Source organism: Pseudomonas linyingensis, from assembly GCF_900109175.1.
GTDB lineage: Bacteria > Pseudomonadota > Gammaproteobacteria > Pseudomonadales > Pseudomonadaceae > Geopseudomonas > Geopseudomonas linyingensis.
This window is the reverse complement of the sequence record NZ_FNZE01000009.1, coordinates 1-22,848: the sequence shown is the minus strand read 5'-3', so window position 1 is coordinate 22,848 and position 22,848 is coordinate 1. Positions and strand designations below refer to the sequence as shown.

General features: G+C 66.6%; 19 protein-coding genes. 9 read left to right on the top strand and 10 right to left on the bottom strand.

Features of this window, described 5'->3' with window-relative positions:
* Window positions 1–11: 11 nt before the first annotated feature.
* The 7 genes from BMZ19_RS12145 to BMZ19_RS12115 form a co-directional block, all read right to left on the bottom strand.
* Window positions 12–1,439 (bottom strand): efflux transporter outer membrane subunit, encoded by a 1,428-nt coding sequence (locus tag BMZ19_RS12145; RefSeq protein WP_090311258.1) that lies wholly within the window; start codon window positions 1,437–1,439, stop codon window positions 12–14.
* Window positions 1,436–4,600 carry an efflux RND transporter permease subunit gene (locus tag BMZ19_RS12140; RefSeq protein WP_090311256.1) on the bottom strand — a complete coding sequence of 1,055 codons (3,165 nt, stop codon included), beginning with the start codon at window positions 4,598–4,600 and terminating at the stop codon, window positions 1,436–1,438. Before BMZ19_RS12140 ends, BMZ19_RS12145 begins: the two co-directional genes overlap by 4 nt.
* Window positions 4,593–5,792 carry an efflux RND transporter periplasmic adaptor subunit gene (locus BMZ19_RS12135; RefSeq protein WP_170847753.1) on the bottom strand — a complete coding sequence of 400 codons (1,200 nt, stop codon included), beginning with the start codon at window positions 5,790–5,792 and terminating at the stop codon, window positions 4,593–4,595. The genes BMZ19_RS12140 and BMZ19_RS12135 overlap by 8 nt, the downstream gene beginning before the upstream one ends.
* A 132-nt stretch (window positions 5,793–5,924) precedes the next feature.
* Window positions 5,925–6,605 carry a DUF3313 domain-containing protein gene (locus tag BMZ19_RS12130; RefSeq protein ID WP_090311252.1) on the bottom strand — a complete coding sequence of 227 codons (681 nt, stop codon included), beginning with the start codon at window positions 6,603–6,605 and terminating at the stop codon, window positions 5,925–5,927.
* 128 nt (window positions 6,606–6,733) lie between these two features.
* Window positions 6,734–7,639, bottom strand: a complete 906-nt coding sequence (locus tag BMZ19_RS12125) for an amino acid ABC transporter substrate-binding protein (protein WP_090311250.1) — start codon at window positions 7,637–7,639, stop codon at window positions 6,734–6,736.
* 47 nt (window positions 7,640–7,686) lie between these two features.
* Window positions 7,687–9,021, bottom strand: a complete 1,335-nt coding sequence (gene potE, locus BMZ19_RS12120) for a putrescine-ornithine antiporter (protein WP_090311248.1) — start codon at window positions 9,019–9,021, stop codon at window positions 7,687–7,689.
* A gap of 82 nt (window positions 9,022–9,103) precedes the next feature.
* Window positions 9,104–11,404 carry an Orn/Lys/Arg family decarboxylase gene (locus tag BMZ19_RS12115; RefSeq protein WP_090311246.1) on the bottom strand — a complete coding sequence of 767 codons (2,301 nt, stop codon included), beginning with the start codon at window positions 11,402–11,404 and terminating at the stop codon, window positions 9,104–9,106.
* Between the two features lie 680 nt (window positions 11,405–12,084).
* On the opposite strand from BMZ19_RS12115, the gene BMZ19_RS12110 reads away from it, so the two are divergent.
* The 9 genes from BMZ19_RS12110 to BMZ19_RS12070 all read left to right on the top strand — a co-directional run bounded on the left by BMZ19_RS12110 (window position 12,085) and on the right by BMZ19_RS12070 (window position 20,133).
* Window positions 12,085–13,188 carry an AI-2E family transporter gene (locus tag BMZ19_RS12110; protein ID WP_090311244.1) on the top strand — a complete coding sequence of 368 codons (1,104 nt, stop codon included), beginning with the start codon at window positions 12,085–12,087 and terminating at the stop codon, window positions 13,186–13,188.
* A gap of 8 nt (window positions 13,189–13,196) precedes the next feature.
* Window positions 13,197–14,738 carry an efflux transporter outer membrane subunit gene (locus tag BMZ19_RS12105; protein WP_090311242.1) on the top strand — a complete coding sequence of 514 codons (1,542 nt, stop codon included), beginning with the start codon at window positions 13,197–13,199 and terminating at the stop codon, window positions 14,736–14,738.
* The gene (locus BMZ19_RS12100; protein WP_090311240.1) at window positions 14,731–15,870 is read left to right on the top strand and encodes an HlyD family secretion protein; all 1,140 of its coding nucleotides are present in this window, start codon (window positions 14,731–14,733) and stop codon (window positions 15,868–15,870) included. The genes BMZ19_RS12105 and BMZ19_RS12100 overlap by 8 nt, the downstream gene beginning before the upstream one ends.
* 8 nt (window positions 15,871–15,878) lie before the next feature.
* Window positions 15,879–16,913 (top strand): DUF2955 domain-containing protein, encoded by a 1,035-nt coding sequence (locus BMZ19_RS12095; protein ID WP_090311238.1) that lies wholly within the window; start codon window positions 15,879–15,881, stop codon window positions 16,911–16,913.
* Between the two features lie 11 nt (window positions 16,914–16,924).
* Window positions 16,925–17,374: a potassium channel family protein gene (locus BMZ19_RS12090; RefSeq protein WP_090311236.1), complete on the top strand. Its 450-nt coding sequence runs from the start codon at window positions 16,925–16,927 to the stop codon at window positions 17,372–17,374.
* A 44-nt stretch (window positions 17,375–17,418) separates the two neighbouring features.
* A complete protein-coding gene (gene grxB / locus BMZ19_RS12085; protein WP_090311234.1) occupies window positions 17,419–18,072 on the top strand; it encodes a glutaredoxin 2 in 654 nt (217 codons plus the stop codon).
* Between the two features lie 2 nt (window positions 18,073–18,074).
* On the top strand, window positions 18,075–18,311 hold the full coding sequence (locus BMZ19_RS12080) for a hypothetical protein (RefSeq protein ID WP_090311232.1): 237 nt from the start codon (window positions 18,075–18,077) through the stop codon (window positions 18,309–18,311).
* A 33-nt stretch (window positions 18,312–18,344) separates the two neighbouring features.
* Entirely contained in the window at window positions 18,345–19,661 is a 1,317-nt protein-coding gene (locus tag BMZ19_RS12075; protein ID WP_090311230.1) for a leucine-rich repeat-containing protein kinase family protein, read from the top strand.
* 115 nt (window positions 19,662–19,776) lie between these two features.
* Complete coding sequence (locus tag BMZ19_RS12070; protein ID WP_090311228.1) at window positions 19,777–20,133, top strand: 4a-hydroxytetrahydrobiopterin dehydratase; 357 nt, start codon at window positions 19,777–19,779, stop codon at window positions 20,131–20,133.
* Window positions 20,134–20,306: 173 nt separating this feature from the next.
* Here the strand turns inward: BMZ19_RS12070 and BMZ19_RS12065 are convergent, their stop codons facing one another.
* The 3 genes from BMZ19_RS12065 to BMZ19_RS12055 form a co-directional block, all read right to left on the bottom strand.
* Window positions 20,307–21,266 (bottom strand): pirin family protein, encoded by a 960-nt coding sequence (locus BMZ19_RS12065; RefSeq protein ID WP_090311226.1) that lies wholly within the window; start codon window positions 21,264–21,266, stop codon window positions 20,307–20,309.
* A gap of 36 nt (window positions 21,267–21,302) precedes the next feature.
* Window positions 21,303–21,929 carry an isochorismate family cysteine hydrolase YcaC gene (gene ycaC, locus BMZ19_RS12060; RefSeq protein ID WP_090311225.1) on the bottom strand — a complete coding sequence of 209 codons (627 nt, stop codon included), beginning with the start codon at window positions 21,927–21,929 and terminating at the stop codon, window positions 21,303–21,305.
* Between the two features lie 496 nt (window positions 21,930–22,425).
* The coding region (locus tag BMZ19_RS12055) for an NAD(P)(+) transhydrogenase (Re/Si-specific) subunit beta (RefSeq protein WP_139214664.1) at window positions 22,426–22,848 on the bottom strand (423 nt) is incomplete at its 5' end.

Genomic DNA, 22,848 nt, shown 5'->3' with positions numbered 1-22,848 from the left:
GCGTACCTGGTTCACTGCGCCTGCGTCTGCGTCTGCTCCTGCACCGCCGACCAGCCGCCGCCCAGCGCCCGGTACAGACTGACCACCGCGCTCAGCTGCTGCTGGCGGGTCTGCGACTCGAGCAGTTCGGCCTGGAACAGGCTGCGCTCGGAGTCCAGTACCTCCAGGTAGCTGACCAAGCCACCGTCGTAGCGCGCCCGCGACAGGCGCGCGGCACTACGCGCGGCCGCCAGCTGGCGCTGACGGGCGATGTGCTCGTCACGCGAAGTGCGCAGGCCGGTCAGCGAATCGTCCACGTCGCGCAAACCGTTCAGCACCGCCTGCTCGTAGCCCAGACGCGCCTGCTCGGCGCGCTGGCGCTGCGCCTCTTCCACCGACTTTAGCTGACCGGCGTTGAAGATGGGCGCGAGGATGTCGCCGAACAGGCCCCAGTTTTCGCTGTCGCCCTCGACCAGGTCGCTCAGATCGCGGCTGGCGTATCCGAAGCTGGCGGTCAGCGACAGCGATGGCAAGCGCTGGGCGCGGGCCACGCCAATGCGCGCGGTCTCGGCGGCCAGCCGCTGCTCGGCGGCAAGGATGTCCGGGCGACGCTCCAGCAAGGTCAACGGCAGCCCTGCAGGAACCTCGACCGGCATGGCCTGCTGCGCCAGCTCGCTGCCCCGTTCGATGTCCCGCGGGCGCGAACCGACCAGTACGCTGAGGGCATTCTCGGTCTGGCGCACCGCGCGGTCGAAGGTCGCTACCGAGGCCTGGGCATCGGCGGCCTCGATCTCGGCCTGGTTGACGTCGAGTTCCGGCACCGTGCCCTTGGCGTAACGCGCCTTGATGATGGCCAGCGCGTCTTCACGCGACTTCAGCGTGCGAATGGAGATACGCAGACGGTCGTCGAGGTCGAGCAACTGGAAGTAGGTGGTGGCCACGGCGGCGATCAACGAAATGGTCACGTTGCGCGCGCTCTCCTCGGTACTCAGCAACTCCGCCCGTGCCGCCTCCGTCGAGCGGCGCAGCTTGCCCCACAGGTCCACCTCGAAGGAGGCAGCACCGTTGAAGTAGTAGCTGCTCTCGGTCTCGGCTGTCGGCAGGATATTGCGACTCTGCGACGAGCGACCGGCGCCAGCCTCGGCGTCGAGGAACGGGTACTGATTGGCCCGCTCGATGCGCAGGATCGCCGCCGCCTCGGCGATGCGCGAGACCGCCACGCCGAGGTCGCGGTTGTAGTCCAGTGCTTCCTGGACCAGAGACTTGAGCTTTTCGTCGGAGAACAACTTCCACCAGTCGAGGTTGGCGAAGGCCGCGTCGGTCGACGCCGGCTCCTTGTAGGTGATCGGCACATCGAGCTGCGGGCGCTGGTAGTCGGGGCCGACCATGCAGCCGCCAGCGAGCAGCAACCCGGACAACAGCATGGCCGTCACCAGCGGTCGCCTGGCGAATCCCTTCATGGCTTGGCCTCCTCGCCGCTGGCCGCTGCAGCCGCTTTGTTCTTCTTGCCACTCAGATACTTCTCGACGATCACGAACAGCCCCGGCACCAGCACGACGCCCACAAGGGTCGCGGTCAGCATGCCGGCAAAGGAGGTCATGCCCATGATCTTGCGCGCCTCGGCGCCGGCGCCGCTGGCGAGGATCAGCGGAATCACACCGAGGATGAAGGCGAGCGAGGTCATCAGGATCGGCCGGAAGCGCAGTCGCGCCGCCGCCAACGCCGCTTCCACCGGCCCCTTGCCCTTCTCGATCTCGGTGCGGGCGAACTCGACGATCAGGATGGCGTTCTTCGCCGCCAGGCCGATGAGCATCACCAGGCCGATCTGCGCGAACACGTTGTTCTCGTAGCTGGTGCTGAAGAAGCGCGCCACCCAGAGGCCGAACATCGCCCCGCAGATGGCGATCGGCGTGCCAAACAGCACGCCGAACGGCAGCGACCAGCTCTCGTACTGCGCGGCGAGGATCAGGAACACGAACACCAGCGCCATGACGAACACCATGCTGCCGGAGCCCTCGGCGGCCTTCTCCTGGTAGGACATGGCGTTCCAGGCGTAGGACATGTCGCTGGGCAACACCTCGGCCGCCACCTCCTCCAGCGCCTGCAGCGCCTGCGCCGAGCTGTAGCCCGGCGCCGGGCGGCCGGTGACCTCGGCGGCGCGGAACATGTTGAAGCGGTAGGTGAACTCGGGGCCGTTGGTGGATTCGTCGGTGAGCAGGGTGTTCATCGGCACCATCGCCCCGGCGCTGTTGCGCACATAGAACAGCGAGGCGTCGGCGAGGTCCTTGCGGTAGTCGGTCTCGGCCTGCACGTAGACCTTGTACAGCCGGCCGAAGCGGTTGAAGTCGTTGACGTAGGCGCCGCCGAGGAAGGAACCCAGGGTCTGGTTGACGTCCGCCGGGGCGACGCCGAGCTTCATGGTCTTCTGGGTATCCACGTCCAGGTAGATCTGCGGCACCGTGGCCCGGTAGGTGGTGTACAGCCCGGCGATCTCCGGACGCTTGGCTGCCGCCTGCATGAACGCCGCGGTCTGCTCGGCGAGGTAGTCGGGGCTGTTGCCGACGCGGTCCTGCAGCATGATCGAGAAGCCCGAACCTGTGCCCAGGCCCGGAATGGCCGGTGGGCCGAAGGCGATGGCGATGCCCTCGTTGATTGCCGCCAGCTTGCCGTTGAGGCGGTGCGCCACGTTGGTCGCCTTGTCCTGCGCCGCGGGGCGTTCATCCCAGTCCTTGAGCTGGATGAAGAAGAACGCGTTGTTGGTCGACGAGGCGCCGGAGAGGAAGCTGTAGCCGGTCACCGTGGTGTAGGACTCGATGGCCGAATCGGCGGCAAGGATTGCCTCGACCTTGGCCGCGGCAGCGTGGGTGCGCTCCAGCGAGGCGGCGTCGGGCAGCTGCAGGTTGGCCATCAGGTAGGCCTGGTCCTCCTCCGGCACGAAACCGCCGGGGACGGTGCGGAACAGCAGCACCAGCGCCACCACCAGCACGCCGAGCACGCCCAGCGCGCGCAGCGGCCGATGAGTGAAGCGGCTGGTGAGGCCGATGTAGCGATCGGTCACCTTCTCCAGGATGCGGTTGAAGCGGGTGAAGAAACCCGACAGCATGCCCTTCTTGCCGTGCTCGGGGGGTTGCAGCAGCAGGCTGGACAGCGCCGGGCTCAACGTCAGCGCGACTATCGCCGACAGGCCCACCGAGATGGCGATGGTGATGGCGAACTGCTGGTAGAGCCGGCCGGTGATGCCCGACATGGCGGCCACCGGCACGAACACCGCGATCAGCGACAGCGCCGTGGCGATCACCGGGCCGCTGACCTCCTTCATGGTTTCGACGGTGGCCTCGCGGCGCGGCATGCCCCGCTCCATCTTCTCCGAAACGCCCTCCACCACCACGATGGCGTCGTCCACCACGATGCCGATGGCCAGCACCAGGCCGAGCAGCGAGAAGGTATTGATCGAGAAGCCGAGCAGCGGGAACACCGCGAAGGTGCCGATCAGCGCCACCGGCACCGCCAGGGTGGGGATCAGGGTGGCGCGGACGTTCTGCAGGAAGATGAACACCACCACGGTGACGATGAGGGTGGCCTCGAACAGCGTGTGGACGATCTCCTCGATGCCGGCGGAAACCGGCTTGGTGGTATCCAGCGAGATCACGTACTCGATGTCCTGCGGAAAGCGCTCCTTCATCCGCTCCATGGCGGCGCGGATGTTCTCCGCCACCTCCAGGCCGTTGGCATCGGGCAACTGGTAGACCGCCAGCACGGCAGACGGCTTGGAGCCGAAGGCACCGATCTGGTTGTAGGTCTCGGCGCCCAGTTCGATGCGCGCCACGTCGCGCAGCAGCACCTGGGAACCGTCGGGATTGGAGCGCACCACCACCTGGCCGAACTGCTCCGGCGTCTCCAGGCGACCACGGGTCTGCACCGCGTAGGCGAACTCGGTACCGGGCGCGGCCGGCGGGCCGCCGAGCTTGCCGGCCGGAGTCAGCACGTTCTGCTGCTGCACGGCAGTGACGATGTCCGGCACGCTGAGCCCCAGCCGGCTGAGCTGGTCGGGCTTGATCCAGATGCGCATGGCGTAGTCGGCGCCACCGAAGAGGGTCACCTGGCCGACGCCCTGGATGCGGGCGATCTCGTCGAGCACGTTGATCGACATGTAGTTGGTGAGGAAGTCGGCGTCGAAGCTGCCGTTCGGCGAGCGCAGGGTCACCAGCATCAGCGGGAAGGCCAGCGCCTTCTTGACCTTCACCCCGCGGCGCTTGACGTCCTCGGGCAGTTGCGCGGAGCCCTCCGACACGCGGTTCTGCACCAGCACGTTGGAGATGTCGAGATCCGAGCCGACTTCGAAGGCCACCGACAGGGTCATCTGTCCGTTGCCGGCGTTGGTCGACTTCATGTACAGCATGTTCTCGACGCCGTTGACCTTCTGCTCCAGCGGCGTGGCCACCGACTGCTCGACGTTCACCGCGTTGGCGCCGTCGTAGGTGGCCTCGACCTTGATCTCGGGCGGGGTGATGTCGGGGTACTGCGCGATCGGCAGGCTGCCCATCGCCACCAGGCCGACGATGACGATGATGATCGAGATCACCATCGCGAAGATGGGCCGGCGAACGAAGAATTCACCCATTCTTGCCGCCCTCGGCCGCCGGCGGCAGCTCGCTGGCGTTGGCCTCGTGCGGCTTGACGGTCATGCCCGGGCGCAGGCGCAGCAGCCCGGCCACCGCGACCCGCTCACCCGGCTGCAGCCCGGACTGGATCACCCAGTCGCTGCCCAGGCGTTGCCCCACCTGGACCTGACGCACCTCGACGGTGTCGTCCGCCTTGATGACGAACACCCGGTGCACCGACTGCAATTCGCTGACCGCCCGTTGCGGCAGCAGCAGCGCGCCCTTGATCTGGTCGGCATCGAAGCGGATGCGCGCGAACATGCCCGGACGCAGCAGGCCCTGGGCGTTGGGAAACTCGGCCTCGATGGTCAGCGCGCCGGTGGTGGGGTCGATGTTGCGGTCGACCTTGGTCGGCACCCCGCGTTGCTCGTAAAGGCTGCCGTCGGCGAGGATCAGCGACAGCGGACGCTGGTTCGCGGTCGCGATGCTGCCATCGGCGGATCGGCCCCCCTGCTGCTGGTCGGCCAGCCGCCGCGCGGCATCGAGGTAGCCACGCTCGGTGATCGACACCCGCACCGCGATGGGATCGGTGCGCGAGATCACGTTGAGAAGACCGCCATTGGTGCGCTGGCTGACGAAGTCGCCCACCTCGGCCTCGGACAGGCCGATCAGGCCGCGCTCGGGCGCGTGGATGCGGGTGTAGCCCAGCTCGATCTGCGCCAGCTCGACCTGGGCGTTGGCCGCATCCACGTAGCTTTTCGCCGCCTCGTAGTTGGCCACCGCGGCATCCAGATCCAGCTTGCTGACCGCGTTCATCGCGGCCAGCGGACGGATGCGATCCAGATCCGATTTGGTCTTGACCAGGCTGGTGCGCGCCTGCGCCAGCATCGCCCGGGCCTGGGCGAGCTTGGCCTGGAGCGGCTGCGGGTCGATGGTGTAGAGCAACGCCCCCTTGTCGACGAAGGTGCCTTCCTTGAAGTGGATGCCGTCGAGAAAGCCGTCGACCCGCGCGCGGATGGTCACGTCGGTGGAGCCGATAGTCTCGCCGATCAGATCCAGCGGAATGCTCACGTCACGCGCGGCGACGGTGACGAATGGCACCTCCAGCACGGCCGCCGCCGGCGGCGCCTTGCTGTCGCAGCCACTGAGCAGCGTCTGCACCAGAGCGAAAGTCATGCCGAGAAACAGGAGTGAGTGCTTTGTCTTTGCCATGATGTCTTCCGTTAACGTTCGGCTCGGCCACACAAATGACGCGCAGACAAACCACGGCGCGCTCATGAACCTGGTTTCGCCGGAATGACGACTTCCTCAGCGTTCCCTCGCGGCATGCACGCCGTGGCGGCGCTATTCGAACTTTTCGATATCGCGCACGATGCCGTCGATCACCCCCTTGAGGGTATTCAGGGTGACCTGCTCCTCTTTGTTCTCCAGCTCCTTGCCATAGCCCTTGCGCACCACCTGCAGTACCGGCTGGCCGGTATTGGCGTCGAGCAACTCGGCCTCGACGAACAGCTCGGTGGTGCGGTCGCGTGCACCGCTGGCGGTGGTGGCAGCGGCCGTGACCAGAGCGATCGGGATCACCTCGTAGGGCTTGAGGCCTTCGGCCTTGGTATCCACGCCGGTAATGGCGGCACGCAGGACCAGGGTTTGCGGGCCCGGCAGGGAGCCCTTCGGCGTGGTGCTCGGCTCATGTACCTGGAAGCGCTTGCCGAAGGCAGCCTTGATCTGCTCGGAGGTGTACGCCTGCAAGTCAGCCAGGGCCGGGGCGCCGATCTGCTCGGACGGAGTCGGGGCAGGATAGAAGCCAATCGACTGCACCATCACGTGCTGGTAGTTGTCCAGCTTGACGCCAGGCGCCATCCAGCGCATGACCGGTTGGCCGGTGGGGGACGTGGCCGGCTGCAGGCGCGAGTAATCGGAGAGGAAGCCGGAGTACTGCTCCGGCTTGGTGACTTGCGACGCGCAGCCACCGAGCAGCAGTGCGGAAAACAGTAGCCCGGTGACGGCAATGCTGGAACGCTTCATGGTGTTGCTCCTGTGTATTGACGAGTCGATCGGTAATGCCAGGGTGATGAAGTCGCCGAGGACCTGGATGGCGCGGTAGGCATGACGCCTCTGGCGGCATTATCCCCACCGCTGTCCGGACTTCCTGGCTATGGCAAGGCATAGACATGAAACAGCAGCTTTGCCATATCGCCGGGCGCGCCGAAGTATTTCGTGTATTGCTGTTCGTATTCGGGCGAGCGGTACAGCTCGCTGAGCACGGTATCCACCAGCAGGCGGAACTCCTCGTCGCCCCGTGCGAAGGCCATGGCCACCGGGGCAATTTCAAAGATGCGATCCAGCACCATCATCTGCGCGGCGGCCTGGTGCTCCTGCACGTCGTTCTCCAGCAGCATGCGCTCGGCGAAGAACGCACTGGCCTTGCCCTCGGCCACCATCTGCATGCCCTGCTGGTGGTCGTCGACCTGGACCAGGGTGGCGATCACCCCGAGCCTGCGCATCTTGTCGCGCAGCCAGTCTTCGGTGACGCTGCCCTTGAGTGCCGCGAAGGTGTGACTGGCCAGCCCCTGGTTGATGGTGGCCCGCCAGGTCGGCCCGGTATGCACCGCTTCACCATTGAGCGCGTTCACCAGCGACGGCGGTGCGTCCTTGCGGACCACGACGGAGAGACCGGCGGTGTACACCGGCAGCGAGTAGCTCACCCACTTGCGTCGCTCCAGGGTTTCCGGCGTCGGGGTGCAGAGGATGTCGACCTCGCCTGCACTGATGGCGACGACGGCCGTGTCAGTTTCGAGGGCCTTGTAGCTCACCTGCATGTCGCTCAGACCCAGCCCGGTTTTCACCTTGTCGGCTATCTTCAGGCACAGGTCGATCGCGTAGCCGCTGACCTTGCCGCCCTCCTCGCTGCTGAACGGCGCCAGGTCGGGCAGGTAGCCCATGGTGAAGGTGTTGCTGGTGCGCACGCGCTCAAGCGTGTCGGCACCGGCCAGCATCGGCAGCAGCGCGAACAGGCCGGCGAGCAGCAGACTGACGGATTTGTACGGCTTCATGTTCATATCCTGATCCCTACATTCAGAGGTCTTGGCAATCCGGTAGGCAACACCTAGGACCTTGCGGCCACGGCAGCGGGTCGCTCGTCGACAAAGTTCTTGGCAATGAACCCGTAGAGCAGATAACCGATCGCCAGGACGATGGTGGCACCGAATACCGCGTCCTTGCCGGAGGCATAGATGGCGTAGTACGAGTAGGCCATCGCCACCAACAGCGCCGCGACGTTGCGGGTATAGACCGCCGGGCTGACCTTGGCCTTGTGCATGATCACCAGCAGGCCGGTGAGCGCGGTTACGTAGGGAATCAGGTTGGTCACCGCCGCCAGGCCGACCAGCTTGCCGAACTGCTCGCTGGCGTTGGGCGAGATGGTCGACAGCGCCATCACGGTCTGCAGCACGCCGCAGACGATCATGCCGATGATCGGTGCATTAGCCGCGGTGACCTTGGAGAACAGCTTGGGGAACATGCCCTGGTCAGCGGTCATCTTGGCGGTCTGCGCCAGGGTGAACTGCCAACCGAGCAGCGAGCCGAGGCAGGCCATCACCGCCAGCGCCATGATGATGTTGCCGACCAGCGGGTTGAACATCTGGGCATAGACGTAGGCGAACGGGGCCGAGGAGTTGGCCAGTTCGGCGTTCGGCACGATGCCCTGGATCACCGTGGTCGACAGCACATACACCACCGCAGCGCCGAGGGTGCCGAACAGGCAGGCCAGCGGCACGTCGCGCTTGGGATTCTCCACGGCATCCGAACTCTGCGCCGCCGACTCCATGCCGAGGAAGGCCCACAGGGTCAGCGGGATGCTCTGGGTGATGGCATCGCTGACGGCGATGTTGTTCGGGTTCCAGGCGGCGCTGAATATCTTCGGATCGAACCAGAACCAGCCGATCACACTGAGGCCGGCCACCGGGATGATCACCCCCCAGACGGTGATCGCGCCGAGCTTGCCGGTGATGCCCGGCCCGCCGAAGTTGGCGAAGGTAGTCAGCCACAGCAGCACGATGAGGCCGATGCACAGCTGAATGGCGCCGCTGCTCAGCCAGGGGATGAACGACGACATGTAGCCGATCGCAGAAATACCGATGGCCACGTTGCCGATCGCCAGCGACAGGAAGTAGAGGAACGAACAGAGAAAGAACGCCGACTTGCCATGGGCCTCCTCGCTGTAGGCCGACATGCCGCCCGAGCGATTGCAGAAGATGCCGCACTGAGCGAAGCAGTAGGCGATGGCCATGGAGCCTACCGCGGTGATGAGCCATGACAGCAGCGAGACTGCGCCCAGTTGCGCCATGTTCGCCGGCAGCATGATGATGCCCGAGCCCATCATGTTCACCGCCACCAAGGTGGTGAGCCCCATCAGGCTCATTTTCTTGCTTGAATCAGCCATACCAGACTCCTTGCGCTGTTCGCGATGCTGGCCCTGCAACCGGTGATCTGCAGCACACGCCGCCGGACGGGCCGATCAGGTGTTACTGCTTGACCACATAGACCCTGTAGGTGATCCCCCCCTGGGCATCGCGCTCGACCTCGATGCCATGGTTGTCATGCCCGAAGCCGGGGAAACGGCCATCGAACAGCTCCATCGCCAGCAGGTAGTCGACGATGGCCCGCTTGTCGGCGCCGGCCTTCTCGCCCGGCATCATCAGCGGGATGCCCGGCGGATAGGGGACGATCTGCACGGCGACGGTACGGTCCTGCATGTCGCGCACCGCGATCTGCTCGATCTCGCCCTTCACCAGCCTTGCGTAGGTAGCGCGCGGCGAGGCCACCGGATCGGGCAGCAGGCTGAAGGCCGCATCCATGTTGTGCAGCAACTGCGAAGCCAGCATCTCCTGGTGCATCTCCTCGGCCAGGTCGCGCAGCCCCATGCCGGCGTAGCGCTCGGCATGGCTAGCAACCAGGTCAGGCATCACCTGCTCGAGCGACGTGTTGTCGTCATAGTGGTTCTTGAACTCCATCAGGCCGGCGACCAGCGAACCCCACTTGCCCTTGGTCACGCCGACGCTGAACAGCAGCAGGATCGAGTACGGCTCGGTCTTCTCCACCACGATGCCGCGACTGGAGAGGAAGGAGGACACCAGCGGCGCGGGAATGCCGCTGTCCTGCATCGCCCCCTCCAGGGTCTGCCCCGGGGTCAGCACGGTGACCTTGATCGGGTCGAGCATGCAGTAGTCGGCGCCCAGGTCGCCGAAGCCGTGCCATTTGGCGGCGGGCTTGAGCACCCAGGCATCGCCACGGTGCAACACCAGCGGATCCAGATCGGCAAACGGTACGCCATCGACCTCGTCCGGCTGCCACACGCCGAACCACCAGTCAGTGGTGTCACGCAGGCGCATCTCGTTGCCCAGGCGGACCATGGCTTGGCGGAAGGCAATGGCCTCGCCGATCGACTCGTCGGTGAGGTACTCGCCGGCATCGTCCATCATCTTCGCCGAAACATCGATGGAGGCGATGATGCTGTACTGCGGCGAGGTCGAGGTGTGCATCATGAAGGCTTCGTTGAACAGCGCCGGCTTGACCGGCACCTTGCCCGAGCGGATGTGGATCATCGAAGCCTGCGACAGCGCGGCGAGCAGCTTGTGGGTCGAGTGGGTCACGGTCACCGTGGCGTCGTCGGCATGCCGCTCGCCGCGGTGCATGCCGTAGCGCCCCTCGTACAGCGCATTGAAGCGCGCGTAGGCGTACCAGGCCTCGTCGTAGTGGATGCGGTCGACGCTCTTGCTCAGCTCGCGGGTGGTGGTCTGCACGTTGTAGCAGAGGCCGTCGTAGGTCGAGTTGGTCAGCACCGCCAACACCGGGCGGGCCTGCTTGTCGCGCGCCAGCGGACTCTCGGCGAGCTTCCTGGCCACCGCCTCGGGGGTCAGCTCGCTCTGCGGCACCGGGCCGATCAGACCACGCGCGTTGCGCCGCGGGCGCAGGTACAGCGGCACCGCGCCGGACTGGTTCAGCGCGTAGTTCAGCGACTTGTGGCAGTTGCGGTCGACCAGCACGGCGTCGCCGTCGGTCACCGCCGAGTGCAGGACCATCTGGTTGCTGGCCGAGCTGCCGCCGACCGAGAAGAAGGTGTAGTCGGCACCGAACACCCGGGCCGCGTAGCTTTCTGCCGCAGCCACCGGACCGGAGTGGTCGTTCAGCGAGCCCAGCTCGCCGACCGACACGCTGAGGTCGGAGCGCAGCATCTGCTCGCCGTAGAAGTCGAGGAAGCTGCGCCCCACCGCGGTCTTCATGAAGGCAGTGCCGCCGGTGTGGCCGGGGGTATGCCAGGAGTATTCGTGGGTGTCGGCGAAGTTGACCAGGGCGCCGAAGAACGGCGGCAGGATGGTGTCGAGGTAACGGCTGGCAGCCGCCGCGATGCGCCCGGCGATGAACTCGGGACTGTCTTCCGGCAGCCAGATGAAGCCGTCGATGTTCTCGACGAACTCCAGGGGGACGCGGCTCTGGTGAGCCTGACTCATGCCCAGCATGATCGGCAGCTGGGCGGTGCGCTGGCGGATCAGCCGGATGACCTGCAGCGCCTTGTCGAGATCCTGCTCGCACAGGCCCCAGCCGAGGATCACGCAGGAGTAGGCGGGACCGGCGCGGAAGGCGATTTCCGCGTCCGCCAGGGAAGCGGTCAGCTCCACGTCCAGCTCATGGTCATGCAGAGCACGCACGACATCCTGGGCGCTGTGGGTGACGATGCTGCCCTCCTGGCCCAGGGTGCTGGCCACAATCAGCACCGGGTAGCGCTGTGCGAGGGACGGGGGCAACGGCGTTGGCGAGTGACTCATTGAGGAACTCCTGCTACCTGGTTGAAGACTGACCGCGGCTGTCGCCAAGGACATGCGCGCGGCAGGGATTGCACGTGTTTTTATTCAGGCACCAGAAGTGGCAGTCGCCATTCTTGTACGCGGTGGCAGCAGGTATTCGAGGCAGCCGCGCTCTCATCCATTTCCGGAAACGCAGCACACGTCCCTGGATAGCGGCAGTCGAACGACTGCCGCAGATATAGCAAGCGACATCCCAATGCTCCGTTTATATGCCGGTATCTTGCAGGGTAGTAGTGAACGGCCAATCGACAAGCAGACGGCAGCCAATAAATCGCCAGCCATCATGATCAAAATCAAGGTCGCGCATTCCCCGCCTCAAAGCTGACGAACAAGATGCCGCAGTTTCAGAACCGGACGGAGACAGCCGTGTTCATCGCGCAAAGCAACTTCTGGCTCCATTGCAACCCTCCACTGCCAAAGGAGTAACTATGCTGGGCTTGTGGAAACCCTGAACAAGCCACTTACCGTCGCTCCCACGAAGGCGGCAGCCTAGGTGCTACGGCCTTGTGGATGATTCCCCTTCGGGCCAGCGCAAGCGCTGTTCAGCGATGAAGCCGCTGTCCCGCATGCGCGGGGGTGATGACTTCTTCAGTGTTTCCTTATCCCGCGCAGCGTTGTTGCCACCGGCAAGGAGAGAATCGATGCAGCCCACCCCCACTTCCGACAAGGCGCTGTCTCGCGGCCTGCTCGATGTCCTGATTCGTGCCGGGTTGATCGCCGTACTGGTGATGTTCTGCTTCCAGATCTTCCACCCGTTCCTCAACCTGATGCTCTGGTCGCTGATCATGGCGATCACCCTCTACCCGCTGCACCTCAAGCTGAGGGGCATGCTGAGCAACAGCGAGGGGCGCACCGCGACGCTGATCGTGGTGGTAGCCATCGCCATCCTCATGGTGCCGATCTACCTGCTGGGCGCCTCGTTGGCCGACTCGGTTGAGCAGGCCCTGACCACGGTCAAGAGCGGCGCTTTCCATATTCGTCCACCGGCCGAATCGGTAGCCAGCTGGCCGCTGGTGGGCAAGCCGCTGCATGCCTTCTGGCTGCAAGCCTCCACCGACCTGTCCGGCGTGGCGCAGAAATTCACCCCCCAGATCAGGGAACTCACCCTCACCCTGCTGGGCAAGCTCGCCGGCCTCGGCATGGGCCTGTTGGTGTTCATCGTCGCCCTGATCATCGCGGGCATCTTCATGGCCTATGGCGAGGGCGGCAGCCGCAGCGCGGTGGAGATCGCCTCGCGGCTTTCCGGCCCGGACAAGGGATCGCAAATCACCGAGCTGTGCACCGCCACCATCCGCGCGGTGGCCCAGGGCGTGGTCGGCATCGCCTTCATCCAGATGCTGCTGATCGGCGTCGCCTTCGTGCTCAAGGGCATCCCCGGCGCCGGCCTGCTCGCCCTGGCGGTACTGCTGCTCGGCATCATGCAGCTGCCGGCCACCCTGATCACCATCCCGGTGATCGCCTTCGTCTTCACCACCGAAGGGGCCAGCACGGCGACCATCGTGTTTTCCATCTACGTCTTTATCGCTGGCCTGGCCGATAACGTGCTCAAGCCGCTGCTGCTCGGTCGTGGCGTCAATGTGCCGATGCCGGTGGTGCTGATCGGCGCCCTCGGCGGCATGGTCACCAACGGGGTCATCGGTCTGTTCATCGGCCCGGTGGTGCTGGCGGTCGGTTACCAGTTGTTCTGGCAGTGGGTCAGGGACCAGCCCGGCAACGGCGGGGCTGGCGCCGAGAAGCGAACCTGAGCGGCCCCATGGCCCCCGCGGCGTCCCCTGCTCACTGGCTGCTGCTCGGCGCACTGGGCCTGAGCGGCTGCGTGCGCCTGGGCCCGGACTTCCAGCCACCCGGCGAGGCCTGGGTCGAACAGTGGCATAGTCCCGCCATCGCGCAGGCCAGCGTGCAGCGCGCCGGGCTGGACATCCGCGAATGGTGGCGGGTCTTCGACGATCCGCTGCTCGACCGGCTGATCGCCGAGGCCGACGCCCACAACGCCAGCCTGAAGATTGCCGGCCTGCGGGTGATGGAAGCGCGTGCCCAGCTGGGCATCGCCCAGAGCGGCCGCTACCCACAACTGCAGCAGGCCACCGCCGACAGCGTCTACCTCGACCGCAACCAGTCCGGCGGGCGCAACCCGCAGGACAGCCACTTCTGGCAGCACAGCCTGGGCTTCGACATCGGCTGGGAGCTGGACTTCTGGGGCCGCTTCAGCCGCGCCATCGAATCGGCCGATGCCGCCTACTTCGCCGCCGAAGCCAACTACGAGGACGTGCTGGTGCTGCTGCGCGCCCAGGTGGCGGATACCTACTTCGCCCTGCGCACCACCGAGGCGCGCCTGCGCGTCGCCCGCGAGAACGCCGAGCAGCAGAAGCGCAGCTTCGAGATCACCGAGCGGCTGTTCACCAGCGGCGAGAGCGACGAACTCGACCTGCAACAGGCCAAGACCCAGTACCTGGGCACCCTGAGCAGCCTCCCCGAGTTCGAGGACCAGGTGGCGCGCACCCGCAACGCCCTGGCCGTGCTGGTCGGCCGCCCGCCCGGCCCGCTGCCGGAGTTGGTCGAGCGCGAAGGGCTGATCCCGCTGGTCGACCGCGCCGTGCTGCAGGACGTGCCGGCCGACCTGCTGCGGCGCCGGCCGGACATCCGCGCCGCCGAACTCAACGTCGCCGCCCAGTCGGCGCTGATCGGCGTGGCCGAGGCCGATCTCTATCCCTCGCTGAGCCTGCTCGGCAGCATCGTCTGGTCCACCAGTTCGCTGGACGGCGCGCCCGACACCCTCGACCTGGTCGGCGGCCCCAGCCTGCGCTGGAACCTGTTCGACTACGGCCGCATCCGCAACAACGTGCGCGTGCAGGACGCCCGCCTGCAGCAACTGATCGAGGTCTACCGCGACAGCGTGCGCCAGGCTGCCCGCGAGGCCGACGATGCCGCCCGCGGCCTGAGCAAGGCGCTGGAGCGCGAACTCATCCTGCGCGAGGCGGCGATCTCCGCCGAGCGCTCGCTGACCCTGGCCAGCGCCCAGTACCGCGAAGGCTACGCCGACTTCCAGCGCGTGCTGGATGCCCAGCGCGCCCTGCTGGTGCAACAGGACAACTACCTGGTCACCCGCAACAGTGCGGTGAGCAACCTGATCGCCCTGTACAAGGCCCTCGGCGGCGGCTGGCACAGCGCCCAGCCGCGGGTCGATCCGGCCAGCCGCGCGCAGATGCAGCAGCGCACCGACTGGGGCGGCCTGCTCGACGAGCCCACGGCCAGCGCCCCGGCGCCCGATGCCAACAAGGACAGCCAAGATGAGTGACGCAGAGCAGCCCGCGCCCCCGGTTCCGGCCCCCCCGGCGCCCAAGCCGCCCGCCGACCCCGTCAACAAGGGCGTGAGGTGGGCAATCGGACTGATCGTCATCAGCCTGCTCTGGTACCTGCTGGCCGACCGCTTCACCCCCTACACGCAACAGGCGCGGGTGCAGGCCTTCGTCGTGCCGGTGGCCTCGGAAGTGGCCGGCCGGGTGACCAAGGTGCTGGTGCGCGACAACCAGATGGTCGAGGCCGGCGAAGTGCTCTTCGAGGTGGATACCGAGCAGTACCGGATCGCCGTCGAGCGGGCGCGCGCCGACCTCGAGTCGACCCGCCGGCAGATCGCCGCCAGCACCGCCGGCATCGACTCGGCGCTGGCCTCCCTGCGCGCCGCCGAGGCCAACGAACTCAAGTCGCAGCAGGATCGGGATCGCCTCGAGCGGTTGTACCGCGAGGACCCGGGCACCATTTCCCTGCGCCGTCTCGAGGTGTCGCGGGCTACCCATGTGCAGTCCATCAGTCAGGTCGCCGCCGCCCGCGCCGAAGTGCAGCGGGCGCGCGAGCAGCAGGGCGGCAGCGACGAGCAGAACGCCCTGTTGCGCAGCGCCGCCACCGCCCTGTCAAAAGCCGAACTGGATTTGGCCAATACCAAGGTGCGCGCACTCTCGGCCGGGCTGATCACCGATCTGCGCACCGATGTCGGCCAGTTCGCCGTGGCGGGCAATCCGGTGATGACCCTGATCACCATCCAGGATGTGTGGATCAATGCCGAAATGACCGAGAACAATCTCGGCCGGGTCGAGCCCGACACCCCGGTGGCCATCGTGCTCGACGTTCTGCCCGGCGAGGTGTTCGCCGGAAGGGTGCGCAGCGTCGGCTACGGCGTAAGCGTCGGCCAGAGCACCGCTCCCGGCACCCTGCCCAACGTCGAGAACAGCCGCGACTGGCTGCGCCCGGCGCAGCGCTTCCCAGTGATCGTCGAGTTCGCCCCCGGCGAGGCGGCCCGGTTGGCCAGGCTGCGCGGCATCCGCGTCGGCGGCCAGGCCGATGTCATGGCGTTCCCCAGCAAGGGCAACCCGCTCAATCCGCTCGGTCGCCTGTTCCTGTACCTGATGAGCTGGCTGTCCTATGCCTACTGAGCGCGGCCATGGCCACCCGGCGTGAGCCTCGCGCCCAGCGCGCGCTGCGCCTGGCCAGCGGTACCGCGCTGTGCCTGGCGGTCAGCTACGCCCTGGGGCTGCCGCTGCCGTTCATTGCCCCGCTGTTCGCCCTGTTCCTGCTCGCCAAGCTCAATCGCCCACTGTCGCTCAAGGCCGGGCTGGGCCTCACCCTGGTGGTGCTGCTGACCACCGGCAGCGGCCTGCTGCTGATCCCTCTGCTGCGCTACGCCGCGGTCAGCGGCGTGCTGCTGGTGGGCCTGTGCCTGTTCCTGGCCTTCCGCCACGGGCTGACGGGGGGCAACGGCCTGGTCACCACCTTCCTGGTGATCGGCCTGACCATGATTTCCGCCGCCGGCACCGCCGATTTCGGCCTGGCGCTGCTGGTCATCAACGCCCTGGTGCAGAACCTGCTGCTCGCCGTGCTGATGCTGCCCGTCGGCCACTGGCTGTTTCCCGAGCCGGCTGGCGCCCAGGCGTTGCCCGCCGAGCCGGCCCTGTCCACGGCGGAGGCCGGCTGGGTCGCGCTGCGCGCCGCGCTGGTGGTGCTGCCGGCCTGGCTGCTGGCGTTGATCGATCCGGCCAGCTACATGGCGATCATCCTCAAGTCGGTCGGCCTCGGCCAGCAGAGCTGCAGCGCCACGGCGCGCACTGCCGCGCGCGAGCTGATCGGCTCGACCCTGCTCGGCGGCCTGCTGGCCGTGCTGTTCTGGTGGGCGCTGGGCCTGTTCGTGCACCTGTGGATGTTCTTCCTGTGGATGCTGCTGTTCGGCCTGCTGGTGGCGCGCAAGCTCTACGGCTTCAGTCCGACCCGGCAAAGCCCCGGCTTCTGGCTGAACAGCCTGGTGACCATGACCATCCTGCTCGGCCTGTCGGTGCAGGACAGCGCCAACGGCCAGGATGTCTACAGCGCCTTCGCCATGCGCATGGGCCTGTTCATCGCCATCAGCCTGTATGCCTGCCTGATGGTCTACCTGCTCGACCGCTACCGCCAGCTTCGCCACCTGCGCCAGCCTGGTTGCTGAGGAGATTACCCATGCTGCTCAATCTGCTGGTTGGCCTTCCCGTGATGCTGCTCTGCCTGGTCATGGAGGCGCTCATCGTGGCGCAGTGCCTACGCTACTACGTGCGCTACAACATCCGTGCCGCCCAGACCGTGGCGCAACGCCAGGGATTCCTGTGGGATTTCCAGGTGCTGGCCCTGGTGATGCTGCTGATGATGCTCGGCTACTTCGTGCAGGTCGCCCTGTGGGCCGCGCTGTTCATGCTGCTCGGCGAGTTCGACGCATTCGCCACGTCGATCTACTACTCCGGGGTGACCTTCGCCACCCTGGGCTATGGCGACATCGTGCTGTCCGAGCGCTGGCGCCTGCTCGGCGCGCTGGAGGCCGGCAACGGCGTGCTCATGCTCGGCATCTCCACCGGGGTGATGACCGCAGCGATAAGGGAGGTCATGAAGCACAACATCGAGAAGCTGAAGCGCTGAATGAACGGTTAAACTCCGCAGCCTGTCCCGACCAAGGAGGCTGCATGAAGCTCTATCTGTACGACCACTGTCCGTTCTGCGTGCGCGCCGAGATGGTCGCCCACTACAAGCAGGTGCCGGTCGAGCAGGTCTACCTGCTCAATGACGACGAGGCGACCTGCATCGAATTGATCGGCGCCAAGCAGCTGCCGATCCTGCAGTTCGACGACGGCCGCGCCATGGGCGAGAGCCTGGACATCGCGCGCAAGCTGGACGAACTGGGCAACCCGCAACGGCTGATCCGCCCGCACGGCGACTACCTGCCGAGCCAGGAGCACATCAACCAGGTGCGCCTGGCGAACTTGTGCCTGCTGTTCCCCCGCGACATCGCCCTCGGCCTGCCGGAGTTCGCCACCCAGTCCGCCCGCGACTACTTCCAGGCCAAGAAGGAGCAGATCATCCAGCGCCCGTTCGCCCAGGCCCTGGCGGAGAGCGCCGAGCACCGGGCCGTGGTCGAAGCGATGCTGGCCAGCCTGCCGCCACTCCCGCTGCCCAGCGCCCATGGCGACACCCTGGGCTGGGACGACGTGCTGCTCTACCCCGGCCTACGCAACCTGAGCATGGTCAAGGGCCTGGCCTTCCCATCGGCGGTGCGCGGTTATGTCGAGGAGGTGGCGCGGCTGACCGAGACCGCCACCTATTTCGAGCGGGCGATCTGAGCGTGAGCATCTTTCTCGCCCGCGCCAGGCTGGCCGCCGCCATCATGCTGCCGGCCTGGCTGCTGATCACCCTGCTGCTCAAGCTGTGGCGACCGGTGATCGCCGGCCTGCCCGAGTGGCAGGTGGCCGCCATCATCGTGCCGCAGATGATCGTCGGCATGGTGTTCGTCATCATCCCGATCACCCAGGGCATTCTCGTCCGACTCGCAGCCCGCAAGCAGGGCTTGCAGGCCGACTGACGCCCCCTCCCCCGGTCCCATTACCAGACATCCATGCACACTCTCGAACAACTGCGCCGCGGCGAACTGGCCGGCATCCGCCGCCTGGACCTGTCCGCCGAACTGAGCGAATTTCCCGAAGAGATCTTCACCCTCGCCGACAGCCTGGAGGTGCTCAACCTCTCCGGCAACCGCCTGAGCGACCTGCCGGCCGACCTGCCGCGCCTGCGCAAGCTGCGCGTGCTGTTCTGCTCGGACAATGCGTTCACCCGCCTGCCGGAAGTGCTCGGCGAGTGCGAGAAGCTGGAGATGGTCGGCTTCAAGTCATGTCGGTTGCAGCAGGTGCCAGCCGCCGCCCTGCCCGCGCGGCTGCGTTGGCTGATCCTCACCGACAACCAGTTGGAGAGCCTGCCCGCCGAGCTGGGCAACTGCACCCGCCTGCAGAAGCTGGCGCTGTCCGGCAACCGCCTGCGCGCCCTGCCGGACAGCCTGGCCAACCTGCAGAGCCTGGAGCTGCTGCGCATCGCCGCCAACCGCCTCGAACGACTGCCAGAGATGCTCCTGCAACTGCCGCGGCTGACCTGGCTGGCCTTCGCCGGCAACCCGTTCAGCGACACCCGCGAGGCGCAGGTACTGGCCGAGCATCCGCTGCCGCCGATCGCCCGCGACAGCATCGAGTTGGGCGAGGTGCTGGGACAGGGCGCCTCCGGCGTCATCCGCCGCGCGGACTGGCGTATTGACGACCAGCCGGCCCATGCCATGGCCGCCAAGCTGTTCAAGGGCAACGTCACCAGCGACGGCCTGCCGCACAGCGAGATGGCCGCCTGCATCGCCGCCGGCGCCCATCCCAACCTGATCAGCGTCGCCGGACCGCTGGCCCCGCAGGCGGATGCCCCGCCGGGGCTGTTGCTGGAGCTGATCGCCCCGAGCTTCCAGGCGCTGGCCGAGCCGCCGTCGCTGGCCAGCTGCACCCGCGACTGCTACCCGAGCGCACGACGCTTCGTCGTCGACGAGGCGCTGCACATTGCCCGTGGCGTGGCCGCCGCAGTGGCGCACCTGCATGAACGCGGCATCCTGCATGGCGACCTGTACGCCCACAACCTGCTGGTCAACCCGGAGGGTGATTGCCTGCTCGGCGACTTCGGCGCCGCCTCGTTCTTCGACCCGGACAGTGCCAGCGGTCGGGCGCTGCAGCGCATCGAGGCGCAAGCCTTCGGCTGTCTGCTGGAGGAGCTGCTGCAACGCTGCCCGGAGGACGAAGATCTCGGCCGCCAGCAGCGTCTGCGCCAGCTGCAGGAGCAGTGCCTGAGCGAGCGGATCGACCAGCGGCCGGATTTCGCCAGCCTGGTCGCCAGCCTCGCCGACATCTGAATCGTGGTGGCGGCCTGGCGGGCCGCCACGCCACCGGTGCATTCATCGGCGGGCGGCGGCAATCCGCCGTGAGCGCCCTACACTCAGTGGGCAGCGAAAGCGGAGGAGCCCTGCCATGAACCCCCTGTCCCAAGACCACTGCGAAGCCTGCCGCGCCGATGCGCCGCAGGTGTCCGAAAGCGAACTGGCCGAGCTGATCCGGCAGATCCCCGACTGGAACATCGAGGTGCGTGACGGCGTCATGCAACTGGAGAAGATCTTCAGCTTCCCCGACTTCCAGCGCGCACTCAACTTCACCAATGCGGTCGGCGCCATCGCCGAGGTGGAAGGCCATCACCCGGCGCTGCTCACCGAATGGGGCAAGGTCACCGTGACCTGGTGGAGCCACAAGATCCGCGGCCTGCACCGCAACGACTTCATCATGGCGGCGCGCACCGACCAGATCGCCCTGCATGCCGAGAGCCATCACTAGTGGCCTGTTTGGCTAGTTCAGTTAGTCAATTTCGGCGCCCGCGGCCCCGATACTGCGTTGCCACTCCTCGCCATAGCCCTGCTATGACTCGTCGCGGCGCCTTGTCTCGGAACCTCGGGCATCCGAACTTGAGTTAACAAACTAGCCGCACAGGCCACTAGCCGCGGTGTGGGTCAGCTGTCCCGCCAGGGCAACGGCGGTGCCACCAGCGGCGTCCCGTCGTAGGCCGGCACGCCGCCAAAGCGCGGGCTGCCGGCTTCCCAGTCGCGCTGGGCCTGGGCGATCTGCGCCTTGCTGTGGCCGACGAAGTTCCACCAGATGAGGACTTCCTCGGCGAACGGCTCGCCGCCCAGCAGCAGAACCCGGCTGCCTGGCGCCAGATGCAGTTGCAGGCGATCGCGACCGCGTCCCAGGTAGGCCAACTGGTCGGCAGCGAACTGTTCGGCAGCGAACTGTTCGGCGCCGATCTGCAGCGAGCCTTCCAGAGGCAGAACGCCGTATTCGTAGCTGCTCTCCAGCGGCAGATCCAGATGGGCGCCGTCCGGGCTGTGCAGCTCGAGGCCGAGCAGCGCCGAGTACAGTCTGGCCGGCGCCAGCCGCGCGTCGAAGCGGCCAGCCAGCAGGGTGAAGCCGCAGCCATCGCGCTCCCAGCGCGGCAGCTCGGGATGGTGGTCGAAGGCCGGCGCGCACTCGCTGTCGGCGGCGGGCAGCGCGATCCATAGCTGCGCCGCGTGCAGCACGCGCTCGTCGGCCAGGCATTCCTCGCTGTGGCTGATGCCGCGGCCGGCGGTCATCAGGTTGACCTGACCGGGGCGGATCACCTGCTCCGAGCCCAGGCTGTCGCGATGCAGCACCTCGCCCTCGATCATCCAGGTAAAGGTCTGCAACCCGGTGTGCGGGTGCGGGCCGACGCGCATGCCCTCCCCCGGCTCGAAACGCGCCGGACCGGCGTGATCGAGGAAGCACCAGGCGCCGATCATGCGCCGCTGCCGCGACGGCAGCAGGCGATTCACCGGGATGCCACCGCCGATCTGCGCCACCCGCGCATCGACGCGCTGGATCAGCCGCTCGCCGCCGCGCAGCGGGCAGTCATAGGACGAGGACAGCCGGGACGAGGATTCGTGGGTGCTCATGGCGTTCTCCCTGAGGGCAGCGGCTAGCGAACCAGCCTACTTGCCGCCGGTTAAGGTGGTGTAACTGTTGATCAGGTTGCGATAGTCCGGAATATGGTTGGAGAACAGCGCCGCCAGCCCCTCGACGTCGTTGCGCCAGTCGCGGTGCAGCTCGCAGGCCACGCCGAACCAGGTCATCAGCTGCGCCCCGGCTGCAGTCATGCGATCCCAGGCCGCTTGCCGGGTCACCTCGCTGAAGGTGCCGGAGGCATCGGTGACCACGAACACCTCGAAGCCTTCGGCGATGGCCGACAACGCAGGAAAGGCCACGCACACCTCGGTCACCACCCCGGCGACGATCAGCTGCTTGCGCCCGGTGGCCTTCACCGCCGTGACGAAGTCCTCGTTGTCCCAGGCATTGATCTGTCCCGGCCGGGCGATATAGGGCGCATCGGGGAACTGCGCCTTCAGCTCCGGCACCAGCGGACCGTTGGGGCCATTCTCGAAGCTGGTGGTGAGGATGGTCGGCAACTGGAAGTAGGTGGCCAGGTCGGCCAGCGCCAGCACGTTGTTCTTGAACTTGTCCGGATCGAAGTCGCGGACCAGCGACAACAGACCGGTCTGGTGATCGACCAGCAGAACGGCGGCCTGGTTCTTGTCGAGGCGCTTGTAGGGAGTACTCATGGTGACCTCCTGGCGAGGGATCGCCCGTTTGCGGGCGGGTTGCAGCGATGCCGGGAGTCGGGGCTTCGGGTGAGGGATGAACTCCCCGCTCAGCGAGGTACGGAGCCCGGCACTTGTGTCACTGGACGACTACTGAAGATAGGTCAGGTCGCCGGCCGGCATGGGCCCACCCGCCGGTCATTCGTCAGATGTGGCCGGACGAAGGCCGCTCTCGCCAGTAATGCATGCGGTCCCGCGCAGCGATTGCCCACCGCTTGGATCGGTAGACAAGGCTGCGCTGTTGTCTATGTTGCACCAAGCATCCGATGAGCTCGTGTCGTGACGAACCTTGGTTTGTTGACGGGGACCGTTGATGGATACCAGTACATCGGATATCGGTAGATGGCGGCGCAGCGCAGGACATCCCGAATCGAAATATGCTCAGGATGCCTGCGAGGAGTACGGGCACTCAAACTGTCAGGTGTTCATGCGATCACCCTGCTATCAAGACAGCCGGCTAGGCCTCCACCGCCTTGAGCATATCCTCGATGACCTTCTTGGCGTCGCCGAACACCATCATCGACTTGTCCATGTAGAACAGCTCGTTGTCGAGACCGGCGTAGCCGCTGGCCATCGAGCGCTTGTTGACGATCACGGTGCGCGCCTTGTACGCCTCGAGGATCGGCATGCCGGCGATCGGCGAGTGCGGATCGGTCTTCGCCGCCGGGTTGACCACGTCGTTGGCGCCGAGCACCAGCACCACGTCGGTCTGGCCGAACTCGGCGTTGATGTCGTCCATCTCGAACACCTGCTCGTAGGGCACCTCGGCCTCGGCGAGCAGCACGTTCATGTGCCCCGGCATGCGCCCGGCCACCGGGTGGATGGCGTACTTCACGGTGATGCCGCGGTGGGTCAGCTTCTCGGTCAGCTCCATCAGCGC